This window comes from Rhabdothermincola salaria, from assembly GCF_021246445.1.
GTDB lineage: Bacteria > Actinomycetota > Acidimicrobiia > Acidimicrobiales > Acidimicrobilacustridaceae > Rhabdothermincola_A > Rhabdothermincola_A salaria.
Genome location: NZ_JAJQXW010000001.1, coordinates 429,033 through 446,839, shown reverse-complemented (window position 1 = coordinate 446,839; position 17,807 = coordinate 429,033). Strand labels below are relative to the sequence as shown.

16 protein-coding genes are annotated in these 17,807 nt (G+C 71.9%); 2 read left to right on the top strand and 14 right to left on the bottom strand.

Features of this window, described 5'->3' with window-relative positions:
* Positions 1 to 10: 10 nt before the first annotated feature.
* Both LUW87_RS02140 and LUW87_RS02135 read right to left on the bottom strand, forming a co-directional pair.
* Complete coding sequence (locus tag LUW87_RS02140; RefSeq protein ID WP_232669428.1) at positions 11 to 745, bottom strand: TIGR03936 family radical SAM-associated protein; 735 nt, start codon at positions 743 to 745, stop codon at positions 11 to 13.
* Positions 742 to 2,718, bottom strand: a complete 1,977-nt coding sequence (locus LUW87_RS02135; RefSeq protein WP_232669427.1) for a TIGR03960 family B12-binding radical SAM protein — start codon at positions 2,716 to 2,718, stop codon at positions 742 to 744. Before LUW87_RS02135 ends, LUW87_RS02140 begins: the two co-directional genes overlap by 4 nt.
* Before the next feature lie 112 nt (positions 2,719 to 2,830).
* Between LUW87_RS02135 and LUW87_RS02130 the strand changes: the two genes are divergently transcribed.
* Positions 2,831 to 3,496 carry a hypothetical protein gene (locus tag LUW87_RS02130; RefSeq protein ID WP_232669426.1) on the top strand — a complete coding sequence of 222 codons (666 nt, stop codon included), beginning with the start codon at positions 2,831 to 2,833 and terminating at the stop codon, positions 3,494 to 3,496.
* A gap of 20 nt (positions 3,497 to 3,516) precedes the next feature.
* Here LUW87_RS02130 and aspS read toward each other — a convergent pair whose 3' ends face one another.
* The 3 genes from aspS to LUW87_RS02115 form a co-directional block, all read right to left on the bottom strand.
* Entirely contained in the window at positions 3,517 to 5,253 is a 1,737-nt protein-coding gene (aspS, locus tag LUW87_RS02125) for an aspartate--tRNA ligase (RefSeq protein WP_249419771.1), read from the bottom strand.
* A gap of 61 nt (positions 5,254 to 5,314) precedes the next feature.
* Positions 5,315 to 6,595 (bottom strand): histidine--tRNA ligase, encoded by a 1,281-nt coding sequence (gene hisS / locus LUW87_RS02120; RefSeq protein ID WP_232669424.1) that lies wholly within the window; start codon positions 6,593 to 6,595, stop codon positions 5,315 to 5,317.
* Positions 6,596 to 6,683: 88 nt separating this feature from the next.
* Entirely contained in the window at positions 6,684 to 6,953 is a 270-nt protein-coding gene (locus LUW87_RS02115) for a hypothetical protein (protein WP_232669423.1), read from the bottom strand.
* 95 nt (positions 6,954 to 7,048) lie between these two features.
* Between LUW87_RS02115 and LUW87_RS02110 the strand changes: the two genes are divergently transcribed.
* Positions 7,049 to 7,261: a hypothetical protein gene (locus tag LUW87_RS02110; RefSeq protein WP_232669422.1), complete on the top strand. Its 213-nt coding sequence runs from the start codon at positions 7,049 to 7,051 to the stop codon at positions 7,259 to 7,261.
* 352 nt (positions 7,262 to 7,613) lie between these two features.
* On the opposite strand, the gene LUW87_RS02105 is transcribed toward LUW87_RS02110, so the two are convergent.
* From LUW87_RS02105 to queA, 9 genes are all read right to left on the bottom strand, one after another.
* The gene (locus LUW87_RS02105; RefSeq protein ID WP_232669421.1) at positions 7,614 to 8,351 is read right to left on the bottom strand and encodes a ZIP family metal transporter; all 738 of its coding nucleotides are present in this window, start codon (positions 8,349 to 8,351) and stop codon (positions 7,614 to 7,616) included.
* 57 nt (positions 8,352 to 8,408) lie between these two features.
* A complete protein-coding gene (locus LUW87_RS02100; RefSeq protein ID WP_232669420.1) occupies positions 8,409 to 8,957 on the bottom strand; it encodes a ferritin-like domain-containing protein in 549 nt (182 codons plus the stop codon).
* Positions 8,958 to 9,125: 168 nt separating this feature from the next.
* On the bottom strand, positions 9,126 to 11,351 hold the full coding sequence (locus LUW87_RS02095; protein ID WP_232669419.1) for a RelA/SpoT family protein: 2,226 nt from the start codon (positions 11,349 to 11,351) through the stop codon (positions 9,126 to 9,128).
* A 5-nt stretch (positions 11,352 to 11,356) separates the two neighbouring features.
* Positions 11,357 to 11,899, bottom strand: a complete 543-nt coding sequence (locus LUW87_RS02090) for an adenine phosphoribosyltransferase (RefSeq protein WP_232670868.1) — start codon at positions 11,897 to 11,899, stop codon at positions 11,357 to 11,359.
* A gap of 118 nt (positions 11,900 to 12,017) precedes the next feature.
* A complete protein-coding gene (secF, locus tag LUW87_RS02085; RefSeq protein WP_232669418.1) occupies positions 12,018 to 13,169 on the bottom strand; it encodes a protein translocase subunit SecF in 1,152 nt (383 codons plus the stop codon).
* Positions 13,166 to 14,908, bottom strand: a complete 1,743-nt coding sequence (gene secD, locus LUW87_RS02080) for a protein translocase subunit SecD (RefSeq protein ID WP_232669417.1) — start codon at positions 14,906 to 14,908, stop codon at positions 13,166 to 13,168. Before secD ends, secF begins: the two co-directional genes overlap by 4 nt.
* Position 14,909: 1 nt before the next feature.
* Complete coding sequence (yajC, locus tag LUW87_RS02075; protein WP_232669416.1) at positions 14,910 to 15,392, bottom strand: preprotein translocase subunit YajC; 483 nt, start codon at positions 15,390 to 15,392, stop codon at positions 14,910 to 14,912.
* Positions 15,393 to 15,556: 164 nt separating this feature from the next.
* Positions 15,557 to 16,714, bottom strand: coding sequence for a tRNA guanosine(34) transglycosylase Tgt (gene tgt / locus LUW87_RS02070; RefSeq protein WP_232669415.1), 1,158 nt, complete (start codon positions 16,712 to 16,714; stop codon positions 15,557 to 15,559).
* Positions 16,711 to 17,790, bottom strand: coding sequence for a tRNA preQ1(34) S-adenosylmethionine ribosyltransferase-isomerase QueA (gene queA / locus LUW87_RS02065; protein ID WP_232669414.1), 1,080 nt, complete (start codon positions 17,788 to 17,790; stop codon positions 16,711 to 16,713). The genes tgt and queA overlap by 4 nt, the downstream gene beginning before the upstream one ends.
* Between the last annotated feature and the right edge of the window lie 17 nt (positions 17,791 to 17,807).

Genomic DNA, 17,807 nt, shown 5'->3' with positions numbered 1-17,807 from the left:
GAGTCCCTTCTCATGAGGCGCGCGCCGTGGGTTGCGCCGTCGACGGCGCGCCGGGCGGGAGCAGTGGCTCTCGCGTCGCGCCGTCGGCTGTGATCCATTGGTGAGTGCGACAGACCCGCCCCTCGGCGAGGGGTGGGTCGTAGGCGGCCAGCAGCTCTGCGGGCCGGACCGAACGGGGGTGGGTGGCCAACTGGGCCACCAACACCGCCCCCGCTTCGGGTGCGTCGGGGGGTGTGGGACCGTCCACCGAGAGGTGGAGGATCCCCGGGCGCAGGTCGTCGGTGACCTGCTTGCCCTTGCGCTCGCGGGTGACCTGCACCACGTCCTTGGCGAGCAGCGTCTTGGTGGCGGCGGCCAGGACCGCCGGTTCGGTGTCGGGGACCTCGATCCGCCACGAGCACGAGGTCACCGCCTTCTGCAGGGAGTCGTCGGCCCGGTCGACCACGGCCGCCACCTGGACCTCGAGCCCCGGCGGGAGCAGCGGTGAGAGCCGCGCCGGCAGGGCGTCGAGGTCGACGTCGTGGGCCTCGGGCTCGAGCAGGTCGATGTCGAGGTACTCGCCCTCGGACTGGTGCCCGGTGGACAACGCCAGGCCGAAGTGCAGCTTGGGCCTGGGCGTGAAGCCCTCGGAGGTGGCGACGGGCAGCTCGGCACGGCGCAGCGCCCGCTCCCAGAGCCGGGCCACGTCGCGGTGGCTGGTGAAGCGCACCTTGCCGTGCTTGGTGAAGCGGACGCGGATCCTCACGACGGGGGTGCTCCCCCGCCGGTGCCGGCCACGACCGGCCGACGTGACAGCAGCTCGACCGGCACCGAGCTCGACGAGAGGTCCTGGCCGGTGCCCTGCGAGCCGCCGGCCGGCGGGGTGGCCGAGGCCACGATGTGCTCGATGGAGTACCCGGTGCAGGCCCCGCAGTCGTAGCAGGGCGTCCAGCGGCAGTCGGGCAGGCCGACCTCGGCGAGGCTGTCGCGCCAGTCCTGCCACAGGAAGTCCTTGTGCAACCCCGCCGAGAGGTGGTCCCACGGGAGGACCTCGTCTTCGGTGCGGTGGCGGTGGGCGTACCAGTCGGGCGACAGCCCGTGGGCGGCCATGACCTCGACCCACAGGTCGAGGTCGAAGCGCTCGCTCCATTCCTGGAAGGTGCCGCCGCGGCGCCACACCTCCTCGATGACCGGCCCGAGCCGGCGATCGCCGCGGCTCATGATGCCCTCGACCAGCGTGGCCTTGGGGTCGTGCCACTTCATCTGCACGCCGTGGGCCTTGCGGGTGGCGTCGCGCAGCAGGTTGACCTTGCGGCGCAGCTCCTCGACGGTGTTCTGCCCGAACCACTGGAACGGGGTGAACGGCTTGGGCACGAACCCGCCCACCGACACCGTGACCGACGGGCTCTTGGTGTGGGCCTTGCCCAGCTCGACGCAGTTGCGGGCCAGCTCGGCGATGCCGAGGGTGTCCTCGTCGGTCTCGGTGGGCAGGCCGGTGAGGAAGTACAGCTTCATGCGGCGCCAGCCGTTGGCATAGGCGGCGTCGACGGCGCTGTAGAGGTCTTCTTCGCGGATGAGCTTGTTGATGACCTGGCGCATGCGCCAGGTGCCGGCCTCCGGAGCGAAGGTGAGGCCCGTGCGCCGGGCCCGCTGGAGCTGGGTGGCGATGCCCACGCCGAAGGCGTCGACGCGGAGGCTGGGCAGCGACACCGACACGGGAGGCCCGTCCTCGGTGGACTGCACGATGTCGCCCACCAGGCCCTCGATGCCGGAGAAGTCGGCGGTGGACAACGAGGTGAGCGCCACCTCGTCGTAGCCGGTGCGGCGCAGGCCGCGCTCGACCATGTCGCGCACCTGGGCGGCCGGCCGCTCGCGCACCGGCCGGGTGATCATGCCCGCCTGGCAGAACCGACAGCCCCGGGTGCAACCGCGGAACACCTCGACGTTGAGCCGGTCGTGGACCACCTCGGTGAGGGGCACGAGCTGGTTCTTGGGGTACGGCCAGTCGGCCAGGTCGGGAAGGGTGCGCTTCTCGACCAGCTCGGGGACGTCGGCGTACCGGGGGGTGACGGCCACGAGGCGCTCGCCGTCGTAGGCGACGTCGTACAGCGAGGGCACGTACACCCCGGTGATGCCGGCCAGGGCCCGCAGGACCCCCTCGCGGCTGCCCTCGGTGCGCCCGGACGACTTCCAGTCGAGGATCACCTCGGTGATCTCGGCCACGATCTCCTCGCCATCGCCGAGCACCACGAAATCGAGGAAGTCGGCGATCGGCTCGGGGTTGTAGGTGCAGTGGCCGCCCGCGGCGACGAGCGGGTGCTCGGGGCGACGGTCGGCGGTGCGCACCGGCACCCCGGCGAGGTCGACCATGTTGAGCAGGTTCGTGTAGGTCAGCTCGGCCGACAGATTGAACCCGATGACGTCGAACTCCCCGGCCCGCCGGTGGGTGTCGAGGGAGAACAGCGGCATGTTGCGGGCGCGCAGCTCCGACTCGAGGTCGACCCACGGGGCGTAGGTGCGCTCCGCCACCGCATCGGGATGCTCGTTGAGCAGTTCGTAGAGGATCTGCAAGCCCTGGTTGGGCAGGCCGATCTCATAGGTGTCGGGGTAGGCGAGCAGCCACGCGACCTTGCGGGGGTCGTGGTCGGGCCGCTGCGCACCGTCCTCGAGGCCGATGTAGCGGGCGGGTTTGGCGACCTTGGCCAGCAGGGGTTCCAGCTGGGTCCACAAACCGTTCATTCGCGCCGATGCTACCGGCTGGACCACCGGCGGCACGACCGTGGGCCCGCGAGACCGCCGACCAGGGGCTTCGACGTTCCTCGCGGAGCGGAACCTGTGCCAGCATCGAGACGTGCAGCAGGTCCTGGTCGTGCTCTTCTGGCTGTGGTTCGCGGTGGCCCTGGCGGTGTACGGCTACCGCCTGTGGCGACGCATGACCCAGGGCCCCAAGGCCGAGCGCGACGCACGGGCGGCGGCGGCCGAGGGCCGCGCCGTGGGGCTGGGCGACAAGGCCGCCGGGCGCCTCGGACGCCGCGAGCTGCCTCCCCTGCCCGACGGTCCCCTCGAACCCCGGTTGCCGAAGTCCTTGGCCGGGGTGGGTCCCCCCGAAGGCGAGCGCGAAGCGGCGTCGAACCCCGGCGACGCGACGGCTACGGAGACCGCTGGGCCGACGCCGGACGGAGGCGCGGCCGGGGCCGGCGTCCCCACCGGCCGCCCCACGGTGGCCGCCGCCCTGCGAGGCATCGACCTGCCCGGCGACCTGATCCCGTTGGTCGACGGCGACGATCCCGAGGTCGCCGCGGGCCACAAGGTCACCTTCACCACCCGCGATGCGACGCTGCGCACGGTCGTGGCCGGCCTGGCCGACGAGCTCGAGCGCCTCGGCTACGAGGTCGACCAGACCGTCGTCGGCGACGGTGCCGAGCACCGCCTGGGCGCCGTGCGCGACCACACTGCCGTCACGCTGGTGGTGCAGGTCGACGACAGCAGCGCCGTCACGGTCGTGGCCACCACCTGAACCCGGGACCGTCGGGTCGCTCAGTCGGTCTTCTTGGCCGGGAGCAGACGGAGACCCAGCTCCTCGAGGTGCCCGGTGTCGATCGGGGTCGGGGCGTGGGTGAGGGGATCGGTGCCCGACTGCGTCTTCGGGAAGGCGATGACCTCGCGGATGTTCTCCTCGCCGGCGAGCAGCGCCACCAGACGGTCGATGCCGAAGGCGAACCCCGCGTGGGGCGGGGCCCCGAAGCGGAAGGCGTCGAGGAGGAACCCGAACTTGGCCTGGGCCTCCTCCTCGGAGATCCCGAGCAGCCCGAACATGCGCGCCTGGATGTCGCCTCGGTGGATTCGCACGCTGCCCGAGCCCAGCTCCCAGCCGTTGAGCACCAGGTCGTAGGACTGCGAGCGCACGTCGAGCAACGCCTGGGCGTCGTCGTTGTCGAGCAGGCCGACGTCGTCGGGGTGGGGCATCGTGAACGGGTGGTGGGCCGGGATCGGTGAGCCGTCGTCGCCCACGGCCTCGAACAGCGGGAAGTCGACCACCCACAGGAACTGCAGGCCACCCTCGGTGACGGGGGGCCGGCCCAGTTCGAGGCGCAGCAGGCCCAGCACGTGGCGCACCGCGGGCCGCTCGTCGGCCACCAGCAACAACAGGTCGCCCGCCTCGGCGCCGGTGGTGTCGACCAGCGCGGCCAGCTCCGCCTCGCTGAGGAACTTGGCCACCGGCGAGTCGAGCTGCCCGCCGTCCTTGACCCGCATCCACACCAGGCCCTTGGCCCCCCAGCGCTTGGCCTTGTCGGTGAGGTCGTCGAGGCGTGAACGGGTGGCATCGCCGCCACCGGGCACCCGGATGCCCTTGACGCACGGGGCCTTGAAGGCGTTGAACCCGGTGTCGGCGAACACCTCGGTGAGCTCCATGAGCTCCAGACCGAAGCGGGTGTCGGGCTTGTCCGAACCGAAGCGCTCCTGGGCCTCGAGCCACGTCATCCGGGGGATCTCCGCCACCGTGTCGCCGGTGACGGCCTCCACGGCGGCCGAGATGGCCACCGAGATGAACTCGAGCACCTCGTCCTGGGAGACGAAGCTGGCCTCGGCGTCGAGCTGCATGAACTCGAACTGGCGGTCGGCGCGCAGGTCCTCGTCGCGCAGGCAGCGGGCGATCTGGTAGTAGCGGTCCACGCCGCCCACCATGCACAGCTGCTTGAACAGCTGCGGGCTCTGGGGCAGGGCGTAGAACTGGCCGGGCGACAAGCGGCTCGGCACCACGAAGTCGCGGGCCCCCTCGGGGGTCGACGCGATGAGCATGGGGGTCTCGACCTCGACGAAGCCCTGGCGGTCCATGGCGCTGCGCAGGGCGCCGTTGACCTTGGCCCGCACCCGCAGGTTGCGCTGCATGCGCTCGGTGCGCAGGTCCACGTAGCGGTGGGCGAGGCGCACCATCTCGTCGACCTCGACGCGCTCGTCGAGCTGGAACGGGGGCGGCTCGGCGGTGTTGAGGACCTCGACCTCGCAGTCGCCGATCTCGACCTCGCCGGTCGGCAGGTTGGGGTTCTCGGTGCCCTCCGGGCGGGCCCGCACGGTGCCGACGACGCGCACCACGTACTCCGAGCGCAGCTCGGCGGCCCCGTCGACCACGCACTGCACCAGCCCGGTGTGGTCGCGCAGGTCGAGGAAGGCCAGGTGCTCACCGTGCTCACGGCGCCGGGCCACCCACCCGCACAGCGCCACCTGGCGGCCGATGAGGGCCGGGGAGAGCGCGCCGCAGTAGTCGGTTCGCATCGGGAGGGTGGTGGGATCGCTCACGGGAGATGTCCTCGGGTGTTCGGCTGGGGGCGGGTGGTCAGCGGCCGGCGGCGGCGCGCACGTGGGCCACGAGGTCGTCGCGGCCCACGCTGGTCTGCGAACGGTCGCCGTCCATGTGGCGCACGGTGACCGTGCCGGCGGCGGCCTCGTCGTCGCCGACGATGGCCACCAGGACGGCGCCGCTGCGATCAGCGGACTTCATCTGCGACTTCATCGAGCGGCCGTCGAAGGCCCGATCGGCGGCCAGGCCGGCGCGCCGCAGCTCGAGGGTGAGGTCGCGGGCGTGGCGGCCACCGGCGGCGTCGACCACGAACACGTCGATCGGGGCCGGCCCGGCGGCGAAGACGCCTTCGGCGTCGCAGGTCAACAGGACCCGTTCGATGCCCGATCCGAACCCGATGCCCGCGGTGGGAGGGCCGCCCAGGCTCTCGACCAGGCCGTCGTAGCGACCGCCGCCACCGATGGTGGACTGGGCCGCGTCGAGGGCGCCGCTGACGAACTCGAAGGTGGTGTGGGTGTAGTAGTCGAGGCCCCGCACGAGACGTGGTTCGAGCCGGAACGGCACGCCCACCGCGGTGAGCCCGTCCTTCACCCGGTCGAAGTGGGCGACGGCGTCGTCGCTCAGGCGGTCGGTGATGGCGGGGGCGTCAGCGATGGCCGCGATGGTGGTCGGCCGCTTGGAGTCGAGCACCCGCATGGGGTGGGCCTCGACCTTCTCGGCGTCGGCCGGGTCGAGCTCACCGATGCGCCCGACCAACCAGCTGCGCAGGTCGTCGACGTAGCGACGGCGGTCCTGGGTGGTGCCCATGGAGTTGAGGACCAGCTCCACCTGGCGCAACCCGAGCGAGGCGTAGAAGTCCCACAGCAAAGCGATGACCTCGACGTCGAGGTCGGGGTCGGCGCTGCCGAGCGCTTCCACGCCGAGCTGGTGGTGCTGGCGGTACCGGCCGGCTTGGGGACGTTCGTAGCGGAAGCTCGGGGCGGCGTACCAGACCTTCCACGGGGTGGCCGGCCGGTGCTGCACGAAGGCCCGCACCACCGAGGCGGTGCCCTCGGGCCGCAAGGCCAGGTGGCGGTCGCCCTTGTCGAGGAAGTCGTACATCTCCTTGCGCACGACGTCGGTGCCCTCCCCCACTCGGGAGAACACGCCGATCTCTTCGAACATGGGGCTCTGCACCAGCCCGTAGCCGGCGCGGCCCACGTGCTGGGCGAAGGCGGCCACCAGCGCCTGCCACCGCCCGGACTCCGGGGGGAGGACGTCGCGGGTGCCGACGGGGGCCTTGAACGCCTCGGGACGGCGGGACGACGGTTCGGACACGGCGGCCGAGGTTACCGGCGCCCTCTGCACCGCCACGAACCCGTTCGCCCGGAGCCCGTGCGACCGTGCCCGGACGACGCTCGGTTGCTCAGCTGCCGATGGCCGGCATCCCGCGGGCGATCACCCGGCCGCCGTGACGTTCGAACGCCGCCTCGACGTCGTCACGTCGACCGTGGCTGCACACCGCCACGATGACCTCGCCGGGCTGCAACGGCAGGTGCTCGAGCGCCTCGTGCTCGTCGCGCTCCTCGGACGCGGCGGCGATGCCCAGATAGCCACCGAGCATGGCGCCGCCGACCGCGGAGGCCACCCCCACGCCGAGCAACCCGCCGACGCCCAGCACACCGATGCCGGGCACGACCAGGGCGGCGAGCGCGACGCCGGCGACGAGCCCACGGGCACCCCGACCTCGGCGCCGATCGTGGCGTCGCTCTCCATGTCGGCCTCCTGGTCGTGCTCGAAGACGACCAGGTCGGTGCCGTGCACCGCGACACCGAGGTGCTCGCTGCCGAACCCGAGGCGTCGAAGGTCGTCGACGGCACGCTCGGCCGCGGCCCGGTCGGGGAAGATGGCGGCCGCGTGGTCGTGCTCGCAGTGGGCCCGCAGCTCGGCGGCCGACGGGGGCGCCTGGTGCAGGGCGGCGGTGACGTCCTCCTCCTCGGGTGAGGCCGCGGCGCCGTAGGGCAGGGTGAGCGTCCCGAGCGGCGCACCGTCGACTGTGGCGAGGGCGAACAGGATGGCCTCGTCGTCCGGATCGGACTGCCCCTCGAAGCGGTGCGTGTCGACCACGACAACGTCGTGGGTGGGGTCGAACCGCCGGCCCGACGGGCGCGCCACGAGCACTCCGTCGACCACGACCAGGTCTTCGACGAACCCGGTGTTGGCCAACCATCCCTGGACCTGCGACAGCGTGTCGGTCCACATGGCGCCTCCTCGCGACGCGAACTCTCTCGAGTGGAGCTTCCCAGGCCGCGCCCGCTCCGGTAGGGGCGAAGGACGGCATCAGGCGGGCCGACGCCTACCCGAAGGTGGTGGCGGCCAGCAGGATGCTCAGGCCGGCCACGAAGGCCAGCGTGGTCTCGAGCTTGTCGCGGGTGCGGGGATGCGACGACAGCTCGGGGAGCAGGTCAGCGGCGGCGATGTAGACGAAGTTCCCGGCGGCGAACGGCAGGAGGTATGCCACCTCGACCCTCCCGGCGAGGGCGTAGGCGAGGAGGGCGCCGAGGAGGAAGGTGAGGGCCGACCCGAGGTTCCAGAGCAGTGCCGCGCTGCGGCGCCAGCCGCTGTGGACGAGCACGCCGAAGTCACCGAGCTCCTGGGGCACCTCGTGGGCCGCGGCGGCCAGCCAGGCGACGATGCCGACGCTGATGTCGACGGTGAACGCCGCACCCACGGCCAGCCCACCGATCAGGTTGTGGAGCCCGTCGGCGACCAGGATCAGGTAGCCCAGCGGCTGGTGCCCCGTGTGGTCGCTGCGGTGGCAGTGGTGCCAGTGCAGGAACTGCTCGAGGACGAAGAAGACCCCGAAGCCACCCACCAGCCAGAGATAGACCGCCAGGTCGTTGCCGAGCGCGTCGACGGCCGCCGGGAGCATGTGGAAGAAGGCGCCCCCCAGCAGGGACCCGGCCGCCAGACCCACCAGCGGCAGCAGGATCCGATCGAGGGTGCTCGGCGGCAACACCAACGTGACCGCGCCGACCAGGGCCAGCGAACTCATGGCCACCCCGGCCACCACGATCCAGGCGAGGGTGCTCACCGTCGCCCCCCACCGGGACCGGAAGCGTGCCGGTGCGGGACGACCCGCACGAGGTCCTCAGCTCCGGCCGGCGTTGCCAGGGCCACCGGGACCGTGACCACGGCCGCCAGCACCCCGGCCCGGACCGCCTCCGCCACGACCTCCCCTACCAGGCCCCCGGCCCCGACCACCTGGGCCTCCGCCCGCGCCTCGACCCTCGGAGCACCGTTGGAACGCCGGCAGGTGGTTGTCCTGGGAGGCCCGCTGCAGATTGCGGTACACCTCGAGCACCTCGTCTCGATGCGTCCCCTGCAGCACCCGGTCGTAGAGCGCCGCGTTGTCCACCTCGGCCTCCACGCCCGCCCGGCAGGCCTCGGCGAGTGACTCGTAGCGCGGCACCTGCCCGGGCCATGGGTCGTCGGGGACGGCCAGCCCGTAGCGCTCGAAGAGGACCACCAGTGCGTCGATGTGGCGCTGTTCCGCGTCGACGATGTTCATGAACGGGCGGACCTCACCGAAGTCGGCGATCACCTGCCGGTAGGTGGCCCGGGCCTTGTACTCGTCGTCGATGGCCTCGAGGAGGTCGGCGACCTCCCGCTCGGTGAGGTCGTTCTCTGTCGGCGTCACGGCTGCCTCCTCGTCCGCGGCCCGCCACGGGCCGGACCCGTCCGACCACAGGTCGATCCTGCCCCACGCGGCCCGGCACGACCAGGGACCCTGGTCACCAGACCGGCGGTCGATGTGCCGAGACGATGCCCAGGACGGTGCCGGTGGCGCCGAGCCGGGGCTGGGTGCTCAGTCGCCCTTGCCGGGCAGCACGCGGGAGGCGTCGTAGATGCCGTCGATCCGCTTGATGGCCGAGATGACCGAGTCGAGGTGGGAGGGGTCGCCGAGCTCGAAGTCGAAGCGCATCTTGGAGATGCGGTCGGTGCCGGTGATGGTGTTGCACGACACGATGTTGACGTGGTGCTCGGCCAGCGCCGCCGAGACGTCTCGCAGCAGCTTCGAGCGGTCGAGCGCCTTGACCTCGAGCGAGGCCACGAACACCGAGTTGGTGGCGTCGTCCCACTCGACGTCGATGAGGCGGTCACGCTGGCCCACGGCGAGGGACACGGCGTTGGCGCAATCGGCCCGGTGGACCGACACGCCTCGGCCCCGGGTGACGAAGCCCATGATCTCGTCGCCCGGCACCGGCGTGCAGCAGCGGGAGAGGCGCACCATGACGTCGTCGAGGCCCTCGACGTGCACCCCGGACTTGGACGCACCGTTGCGACGCCGCTTGCGAGGCTCGCGCACGGTGACGGGGAGTTGCTCCTCGCGGGTGGGATCGACGTCCTGGAGGTGACGTCGCACCCGTTCGGCCACCGACGCCGCCGAGACGTGGTGCTCGCCGATGGCCGCGTACATCGACTGGCGGTCGACGTACTTGAGCAGGTCGGCGACCTCGTCGAGGGCGTCGGACGCCTGGATCTTCTGCACCGGCAGGCCCTCGCGCCGCATGGCCTTGATGAGGTCCTCGGTGCCGGCGTCGATGGCGTCGTCGCGCCGCTCCTTGGAGTACCAACCCCGGATCTTGTTGGCCGCCCGATGGGTGACGACGAACTTCAGCCAGTCGCGGCTGGGACCGGCGCCGGGCACCTTGGACGTGAAGATCTCCACCGAGTCGCCCGAGTTGAGCTCGGAGTCGAGCGGGATCAGCCGCCCGTTGACCCGGGCCCCGATGCAGGAGTGACCGACCTCGGTGTGGATGGCGTAGGCGAAGTCGACGGCGGTGGCGCCCTTGGGCAGGGTGATGACCTTGCCCTTGGGCGTGAAGACGAAGACCTCGTCCTGTTCGAGGTCGGTCTTCAGGTTGGCCATGAACTCGCCCGGATCCGACGTCTCGGACTGCCAGTCGACGATGCGGTTCAGCCAGGTGAGGTCGGCGGTGGAGGTGTTGTTGTCCTTGTAGTTCCAGTGCGCGGCCACCCCGAACTCGGCCCGCTGGTGCATCTCGAGGGTGCGGATCTGGACCTCGAGGGGCTTGCCCTGAGGCCCGATCACGGTCGTGTGCAGCGACTGGTAGAGGTTGAACTTGGGCATGGCGATGTAGTCCTTGAACCGCCCCTGCACCGGCTTCCACGTGGCGTGGATGGAGCCCAGCGCGGCGTAGCAGTCCTTCACCGTCTCGACGACGACCCGGATGCCCACCAGGTCGAAGATGTCGTCGAAGTCGCGCCCCTTCACGACCATCTTCTCGTAGATGCTCCACATGTGCTTCGGGCGCCCGGTGACCTCGGCGGTGATGCGCAGCTCCCGGAGCCGCCCGCTCACGTCCTCGAGCACCTGCATCAGGTAGAGCTCGCGCTCGGGGGTGCGGGTGGCCACCATGTGGTCGATCTCGGCGTAGCGCTTGGGGTGCAGCGAGGCGAACGAGAGGTCCTCGAGCTGCTGCTTGAGCTCCTGCATGCCCAGGCGGTGGGCCAGCGGGGCGTAGATGTCGAGGGTCTCCTGGGCCGTGCGCTCCTGCTTCCAGGCCGGCATGGCGGCGATGGTGCGCATGTTGTGCAGGCGGTCGGCCAGCTTGATGATCAGGACCCGCAGGTCCTTGGCCATGGCCACCAGCATCTTGCGCACCGTGGCGGCCTGCTGGGCCTCCTTGGAGTCGAACTTGATGCGGTCGAGCTTGGTGACGCCGTCGACGATGCGCACCACGTCCGGCCCGAACTTGGCCTCGAGGTCCTCGACGGTGGCCCCGGTGTCCTCGAGGGCGTCGTGGAGGATGGCGGCGGCCAGGGTGACGTCGTCGAGACCGAACTCGGCGCAGATCTTGGCCACCGCCACCGGGTGGGTGATGTAGGGCTCACCGCTCTTGCGGGTCTGTTCGCCGTGGGCGTCCTTGCCGTACTCGTAGGCCCGCGTGATCAGGCCGATGGGCGCCTTGGGGTGGTTGGTGCGGAACGCGGAGATGAGCGGCGCCAGCTCCTCGATGGGCGGGGCGCTGTGGCGACGCCACGGCAGCACGCGGTCCACGGTGGCCATCGCCCCTAGGCCTCCGCTCCAGCGGCGCCCGACGGGAAGGTGGCCAGCACGTCGATGTCGTGCCCGGCGAGGGCCTGGCGACCACCGAGCCCCTCGATCTCCATCACGAAGGCCAGCCCCGCGACCACCCCGCCGAGCTTCTCGACGAGGCGGATGGTGGCGGCCGCCGTGCCGCCGGTGGCCAGGACGTCATCGACGATCACGACCTGCTCGCCGGGGTGCACGGCGTCGCGGTGGATCTCGAGGAGGTCGACCCCGTACTCGAGGACGTACTCCTCACGCTCGATCTCCCAGGGCAGCTTGCCGGCCTTGCGCACGGGCACGAAGCCGGCGCCGAGCTTGTAGGCCACCGGTGCGCCGAACACGAAGCCACGCGCCTCGACGCCGAGCACCCGGGTGACGGGCCGGCCGGGCACGGTGGCGACCTCGACGAGCGCGTCGACCACGGCACCGAAGGCCTCCGGGTCGTGCAACAGCGGGGTGATGTCGCGGAACACCACACCGGGCCGCGGCCAGTCGGGGATGTCGCGCACCAGCGCGCTGACCATGGCCGCCGGGTCGGTCACCGGCGGTCGCTTCCGATCCGACGACGAAGCCGACCTGGCGCGATCATCCCCCCACGGTACCGCGTGGCCCCACGAGCCCGGCCCGGCGGTGACGGCTGGCTCAGCGCTTCTTGGTCTTCTTGCGGGGCCGCGGTGGGATGGCGCTGCTGGGCGTCGGCGGCTTCGGACGCCCGGTGCCGGCGGAGGAGGAGGGCGTGCCGGCCGAGGAGGAGGATGTCGAGGTGGTCGTGGCGGCGGACACGGCCTTGGCCCCGCGGACGCCGGCGGCCACGCCCCGAGCGTCCGGGTCGGCCCCGGAGACCCCGCCACCCGACGCCGCCAGCCGCTCGCGCACGGTCTGGTTCTTCGGTTCCTTCTCCTTGAGCCACACCAGCGCGGGGGCGGCCACGAAGATCGACGAGTAGGCGCCGACAGCGAGACCGACGAACAGCGCCAGCGCGAACTCCTGGAGGGTGACAGCCCCCATGATCGCCCCACCCACCACCAGCAGCGAGATGACCGGCAGCAGCGAGGTGATCGTGGTGTTGATGGAGCGCAGCAGCACCTGGTTCATGGAGAGGCTGACCATCTGGGTGTAGTCCATCCGGCCGCTGAGACCGACGAGGCGCTCGTTCTCCTTGATCTTGTCGTCCACCACGATCGTGTCGTAGATCGAGTAGCCGAGGATGGTGAGGAAGGCGATCACCGTGCCGGGGGTGACGTCGAACTGGAACACCGAGTACACGCCCACGCTGATGAGGACGTCGTGGGCCACCGCGACCAGGGCGGCGACCGCCATGCGCCACTCGAGGCGGATCGTCAGGTAGATCAGGATGGCGGCGAAGAAGAAGAAGAGGGCCCGCACCGCGGCGTTGGTGATGTCGGAGCCCCAGGAAGCGCCGACGGTGGACACGCTGACCTCGGCGACCTCGGTGCCCGCCACGTCGGCCAGCACCTCGCGCACGGAGGCCACGCCGGCGTCGTCCATCTCGGGGCCCTGCACCCGGAGGGTGTCGTCGCCCACGATCTGGATCTTGGCCCCCTCCTGGCCGACCTCGGTGAGGGCCTGGCGGGCGTCGGAGACCGACACCCCGGGGGCGGGGACCTCCCACGACACACCGCCGACGAAGTCGATGCCCAGGCTGAGGCCACGGGTGAACAGCGAGCCGATGGAGATCAGCACCAGCAGAGCCGAGAGGACCAGCGCCCGCTTCCACCACGTCGGGAAGTCGATGGTGCTCTGGCCCCGTAGGAGGCGTGCGAAGGCGGTCATCGGGCGGCTCCCGCGGTGCTGGCGGCGACTGGGGGGTCGGTGGGCCGGGCGCCGGTGGGCGGCACCTCGGCCGGCAACCCGAGCAGGCCGGGCCGGGCCCGCAGGAACGACGACTTGGTGGCCAGCTTGACCGCGGGGCGCATGAAGGCCCAAGAGGCGAGGAGGTCGAGCAGCCCGGCGATGCCGAGGTAGAAGGCGAAGCCCCGAACGGGGCCGACGGTGAGCCACCACAGCAGCCCGGCGCCGATGAGGGAGGCCACGTCGGCCTTGACGATGGTCGAGAAGGCGGCCACGAACGACTTGTCGGTGGCGCTGCGGATGCTGCGCCCGGCCCGGACGTCTTCCTTGAGGTGCTCGTAGTAGACGACGTTGGAGTCGAAGGACACGCCGATGGACACGATGATGCCGGTGATGCCGGCGAGGGTGAGCGCCAGCCCGCTGTTGGAGCCGAGGTAGCTGATCACGGTCCAGAGCAGGGCCCCTTCGACGGTCAGCTTCAGCACGGACAGGAGGCCGAGGAACCGGTAGACGGTGATCATGTAGGCGCTGGCCAGGACGAGACCGACGACGCCGGCCACGAGACCGGCCTCGAGGGCGTCGCGGCCGAGCGTGGCCGAGACCAGCTGGGCCTGCTGCTGCTCGAGCTCGACGGGCAGGGCGCCGTAGTTGAGGGCGGTGGCCAGGTCGCGGGCCTCGCGCTCGGTGAACTGGCCGGTGATGGACACCTCGTCGCGACTGAACGTCGGCGTCTGGATGGTGGGCGCCGAGATGACCCGACCGTCGAGCACGATGCCGAGCTGGCCGGTCGGGCACGACGGCGACTGCGAGAAGCACTGCGACGCCGCCCCGTTGAAGGCGTCGATGCCCTCGGAACCACCCTTGAACACCGGGCTCACCTGCCACTCGGCGCCGAAGAGGCTGGCCGCCGCGCTCTCGAGGCCGGCGCCGGTGAGCAGCACCGGGCCGAGCTGGTAGGTGGCCACCAGCACCCCCTCCTCACACTGGGGCAGGGTGACGTTCTCGTCGGGCGGCAGCTCGCTCGACGGGATGCCGGTGGTGCACACGTCGGCCGGGAGGCCACCGGTGAGCAACTCGGTGGCGTCGATCGGGGGGGCGAGCGTGGTGTCGGTGCCCTCGGGGGCCGCCGGGGCCGTGGTGTCGGGGGCCGGTTCGGGCGGCGGCTCGGCCTGGGCCGACTCGAACGCGCTCTGGGCCACGACGCCGCCGGCGCTCTCGCCCACGCCCAGCCCGAGCCCCTGCTCGGTCTCGTCGGTCGCGTCGGGCGCAGTGGTGTCGGGGGCAGTGGTGTCGGGGGCCTCGGTCGTGGTGTCGGAGGAGTCGCCCGGTGCGGGGGTGTCCGTCGGTGCCGACTCGAGGTCGAGTCCGGCCGGGATGGCGCCCAGCACGGGCCGGAACTGCAGCTCGGCCGTCTGGCCCACCAGGGCCAGGGCCCGGTCCCGGTCGTCGACGCCGGGGATCTGGATGAGGATGTTGTCGCCCTGGCGGGTGATCTCGGGCTCGGCCACGCCGAGGGCGTCGACGCGCTGGCGGATGATCGAGATGGCCTGCTCGAGGGTCTCCTCGGTGACCTCGTTGGTGGGCTGGAGCACCACCGACACCCCGCCCTGGAGGTCGAGGCCCAGGAGCGGCTTGTTGCCGACCCCGAAGGTGTAGACGAGGCCGAACGTGGCCACCACGACGATGACGATGAGCGAGCCGAAGCCCCTGAAGCGGCGCACCTCAGCGGCGCCCGGGAGGTTCGGTGCCGTCGGCGTCGTCGTCGACCACCTCGACCTCGACGACCTCGACCTCGATCTCGTCGACCTCTTCGTCGTCGTCCTCGTCGTCGTCGTCCTCGTCGTCGTCGTCCTCGTCGTCGTCGTCGACCTCGTCGTCCTCGTCGTCGGCGGTCGGCCAGGCCTCGAGGACACCGTCGCCGTCGACCAGCTCGTCGTCCTCGTCGTCGACGTCGATCACCGTCGCCACCTTGGACGCCACCGCCCGGCGGGCCACCTTCAGCTCCAGCCCAGGAGCCACCTCGAGGTGCACGACGTCACCGTCGATCTCGGTGATGGTGCCGTAGATGCCCGCGCCGCTCATCACCTCGTCGCCGACCTCGAGCGAGGCCACCAGGGCGTTGTGGCGCTTGAGCTCCCGCTGCTTGGGCAGGATCAGCACCACCCAGGCCAGCACGAAGAGGACGATCAACAAGATGGTGGACATGGGCTCAGTTCGAGAGACGGGTGCGATCGGGGGCCGGAGGGGGCCAGGGGCCCACCGGCGAACCGGTTCAGGTTAGTGCTCCGGGGAGGGGCGGCCCGCTCGCCCGTCCCGCGGACGCCGCGAGGGCGGCCCCGGCCACCGATCGGCCCGGCCGGCTCGCCGGGTCACGACCAGACCTCGGCCACCTCTCGGCGCACGGTGTCGAGGGTCCCGTCGACGATCGCCGCCCGCGTCCGCTCCATCAGGCGCAGCAACCAGTGCACGTTGTGCAGCGACGTCAACCGGGCCGCGGTCGGCTCGTTCACCAGCAGCAGGTGCCGCAGGTACCCCTTCGAGTGCCGCACGCAGGCCGGGCAGATGCACCCTTCCTCCAGCGGCGACGGATCGCGGGCCCAGCGCAGGTTGCGCAGGTTGAGCCGCCCCTCGCTGGTGAGGATGGTGCCGTGGCGCGCCAGCCGGGTCGGCAGCACGCAGTCGAACATGTCGACGCCGAGGGCCACCGCCTCCACCAGGGAGACGGGGTCGCCGACGCCCATGAGGTAGCGGGGCTGGTCGGGCGGGAGCCCGGCGAGGGCCGCGGCCAGGGCGGGCAGCATCTCGTCTCGGGACTCGCCCACCGACAACCCGCCGATGCCGTAGCCGTCGAAGTCGAGGGCGACCGTGCGCTCGGCGCTCTCGGTGCGCAGCGCCGGGTCCACCCCGCCCTGGACGATCCCGAAGAGCGCCTGGGTGGAGCCCTCTTCCCGGGCCGGCCGGTGGGCGGCGCGGGCCCGGCCGGCCCACAGGGCGCTGCGGTCGACCGCCGAGCGCACCACCGAGTCGGCCGAGGGCAGCGGCGGGCACACGTCGAGCACCATCTGGATGTCGGCCCCGAGCAGTTGTTGGATGGCCACGCAGCTCTCCGGCGTGAGGTGGTGGCGGCTGCCGTCGTAGGTGGACACGAAGGTGGCACCGTCGTCGGTGACCTTGGGTTCGAGGGAGAACACCTGGTACCCGCCGGAGTCGGTGAGCACGTGCCCGTCCCAGCCCGAGAAGCGGTGCAGGCCTCCCAGCTCGGCCACGAGGTCGGCGCCGGGGCGCAGCATCAGGTGGTAGGTGTTGGCCAGGACGACCTCGGCGCCGAGGTCCTCGAGGTCCTGGGCGGTGAGCGCCCGCACCACGGCTCGGGTGCCGACCGGCATGAAGCACGGCGTGCGGAACGAACCCCGGGCCGTGTGCACGGTGGCGGCCCGCGCCGGGCCGTGGGTGGCCTGGAGGTCGAGGCGGACCACGTGGCCGGTCGGGTCGGGCACGAACGGGGCGGACGACGGGGACGGGGTCACGGACGGGGCCCTTCCGAGCGGTCGAGGAGCATGGCATCGCCGAAGGAGAGGAACCGGTAGCCGTCCGCCAGGGCGGTGGCGTACAGGTCGCGCCAGCGGGGGCCGACGAAGGCGTCGATCATCACCAGCAGCGACGAGCGGGGCAGGTGGAAGTTGGTGAGCAGTCGGTCGACCACCCGCCACGGGTAGGGCCGGTGGATGAAGAGGTCGGTGCGGCCGACGAGCGCGCCGGTGGCCGCCGCGCTCTCCAGGGCCCGCACCGCCGTGGTGCCCACGGCCACCACCCGCCCGCCCGCAGCCCGGGTGGCGGTGCAGGCCTCCATGGTGGCGGCCGGGACCCGGTAGTGCTCGGCGTGCATGACGTGGTCGCGCACGTCGTCGACGGCGATGGGCCGGAAGGTGCCCAGCCCCACCACCAACTCGACGTCGGCCCGACCGACCCCCTTGTCGGCAATGCGCTCGAGCAGCTCGGGGGTGAGGTGCAGGCCCGCGGTCGGGGCGGCCGCCGACGCCGGACGTTCGGCGTAGACGGTCTGATAGCGCTCGGCCTCGGCCAGCGGAGCGGTGATGTAGGGCGGCAGAGGCATGGCGCCGTGGCGGGCCAGCACATCGAGCTCGTCGCCCACGGTGCGCAGCTCCACGATCCGGCGTCCCTCGCCGAGGTCCTCCCCCACCTCCACCTCGAGCTCGTCGTCGCCGTCGGGCGGGTGGAGCACCGAACCAGGGGCGACGCGTCGGCTGGGCCGCACCAACGCCTCCCAGCGCGACCCCCCTCCCCCACCGTCGCCACCGGCGGCAGACCCGTCGGTGGGCCCGCCGAGGCGTTCGAGCAACAGCACCTCGGCGGCACCGCCGGTGGGTTTGACCAGGGCCAGCCGGGCGGGGAGCACCCGGGTGGTGTTCACCACGAGCAGGTCGCCCGGGTCGAGGAGTTCGGCGAGGTCGGCGACCTGGCGGTGCTCGGGGGTGCGGCCCGGTCCGCGGTCGACCAGGAGCCGGGCCGCGTCACGCCGGGCCAGGGGCTCCTGGGCGATGGCCGCCTCGGGCAGGTCGTAGTCGAAGGCGGCCGTCTCCACGGCGCCCGAGGCTACGG

Excerpts from the sequence above, each read along its gene's own strand:
- secF (WP_232669418.1), bottom strand. The coding sequence starts at position 13,169 with ATGACCGCCTTCGCACGCCTCCTACGGGGCCAGAGCACCATCGACTTC.
- LUW87_RS02095 (WP_232669419.1), bottom strand. The coding sequence starts at position 11,351 with ATGGCCACCGTGGACCGCGTGCTGCCGTGGCGTCGCCACAGCGCCCCG.
- yajC (WP_232669416.1), bottom strand. The coding sequence starts at position 15,392 with ATGTCCACCATCTTGTTGATCGTCCTCTTCGTGCTGGCCTGGGTGGTG.
- aspS (WP_249419771.1), bottom strand. The coding sequence starts at position 5,253 with ATGCGAACCGACTACTGCGGCGCGCTCTCCCCGGCCCTCATCGGCCGC.
- LUW87_RS02090 (WP_232670868.1), bottom strand. The coding sequence starts at position 11,899 with ATGGTCAGCGCGCTGGTGCGCGACATCCCCGACTGGCCGCGGCCCGGT.
- LUW87_RS02135 (WP_232669427.1), bottom strand. The coding sequence starts at position 2,718 with ATGAACGGTTTGTGGACCCAGCTGGAACCCCTGCTGGCCAAGGTCGCC.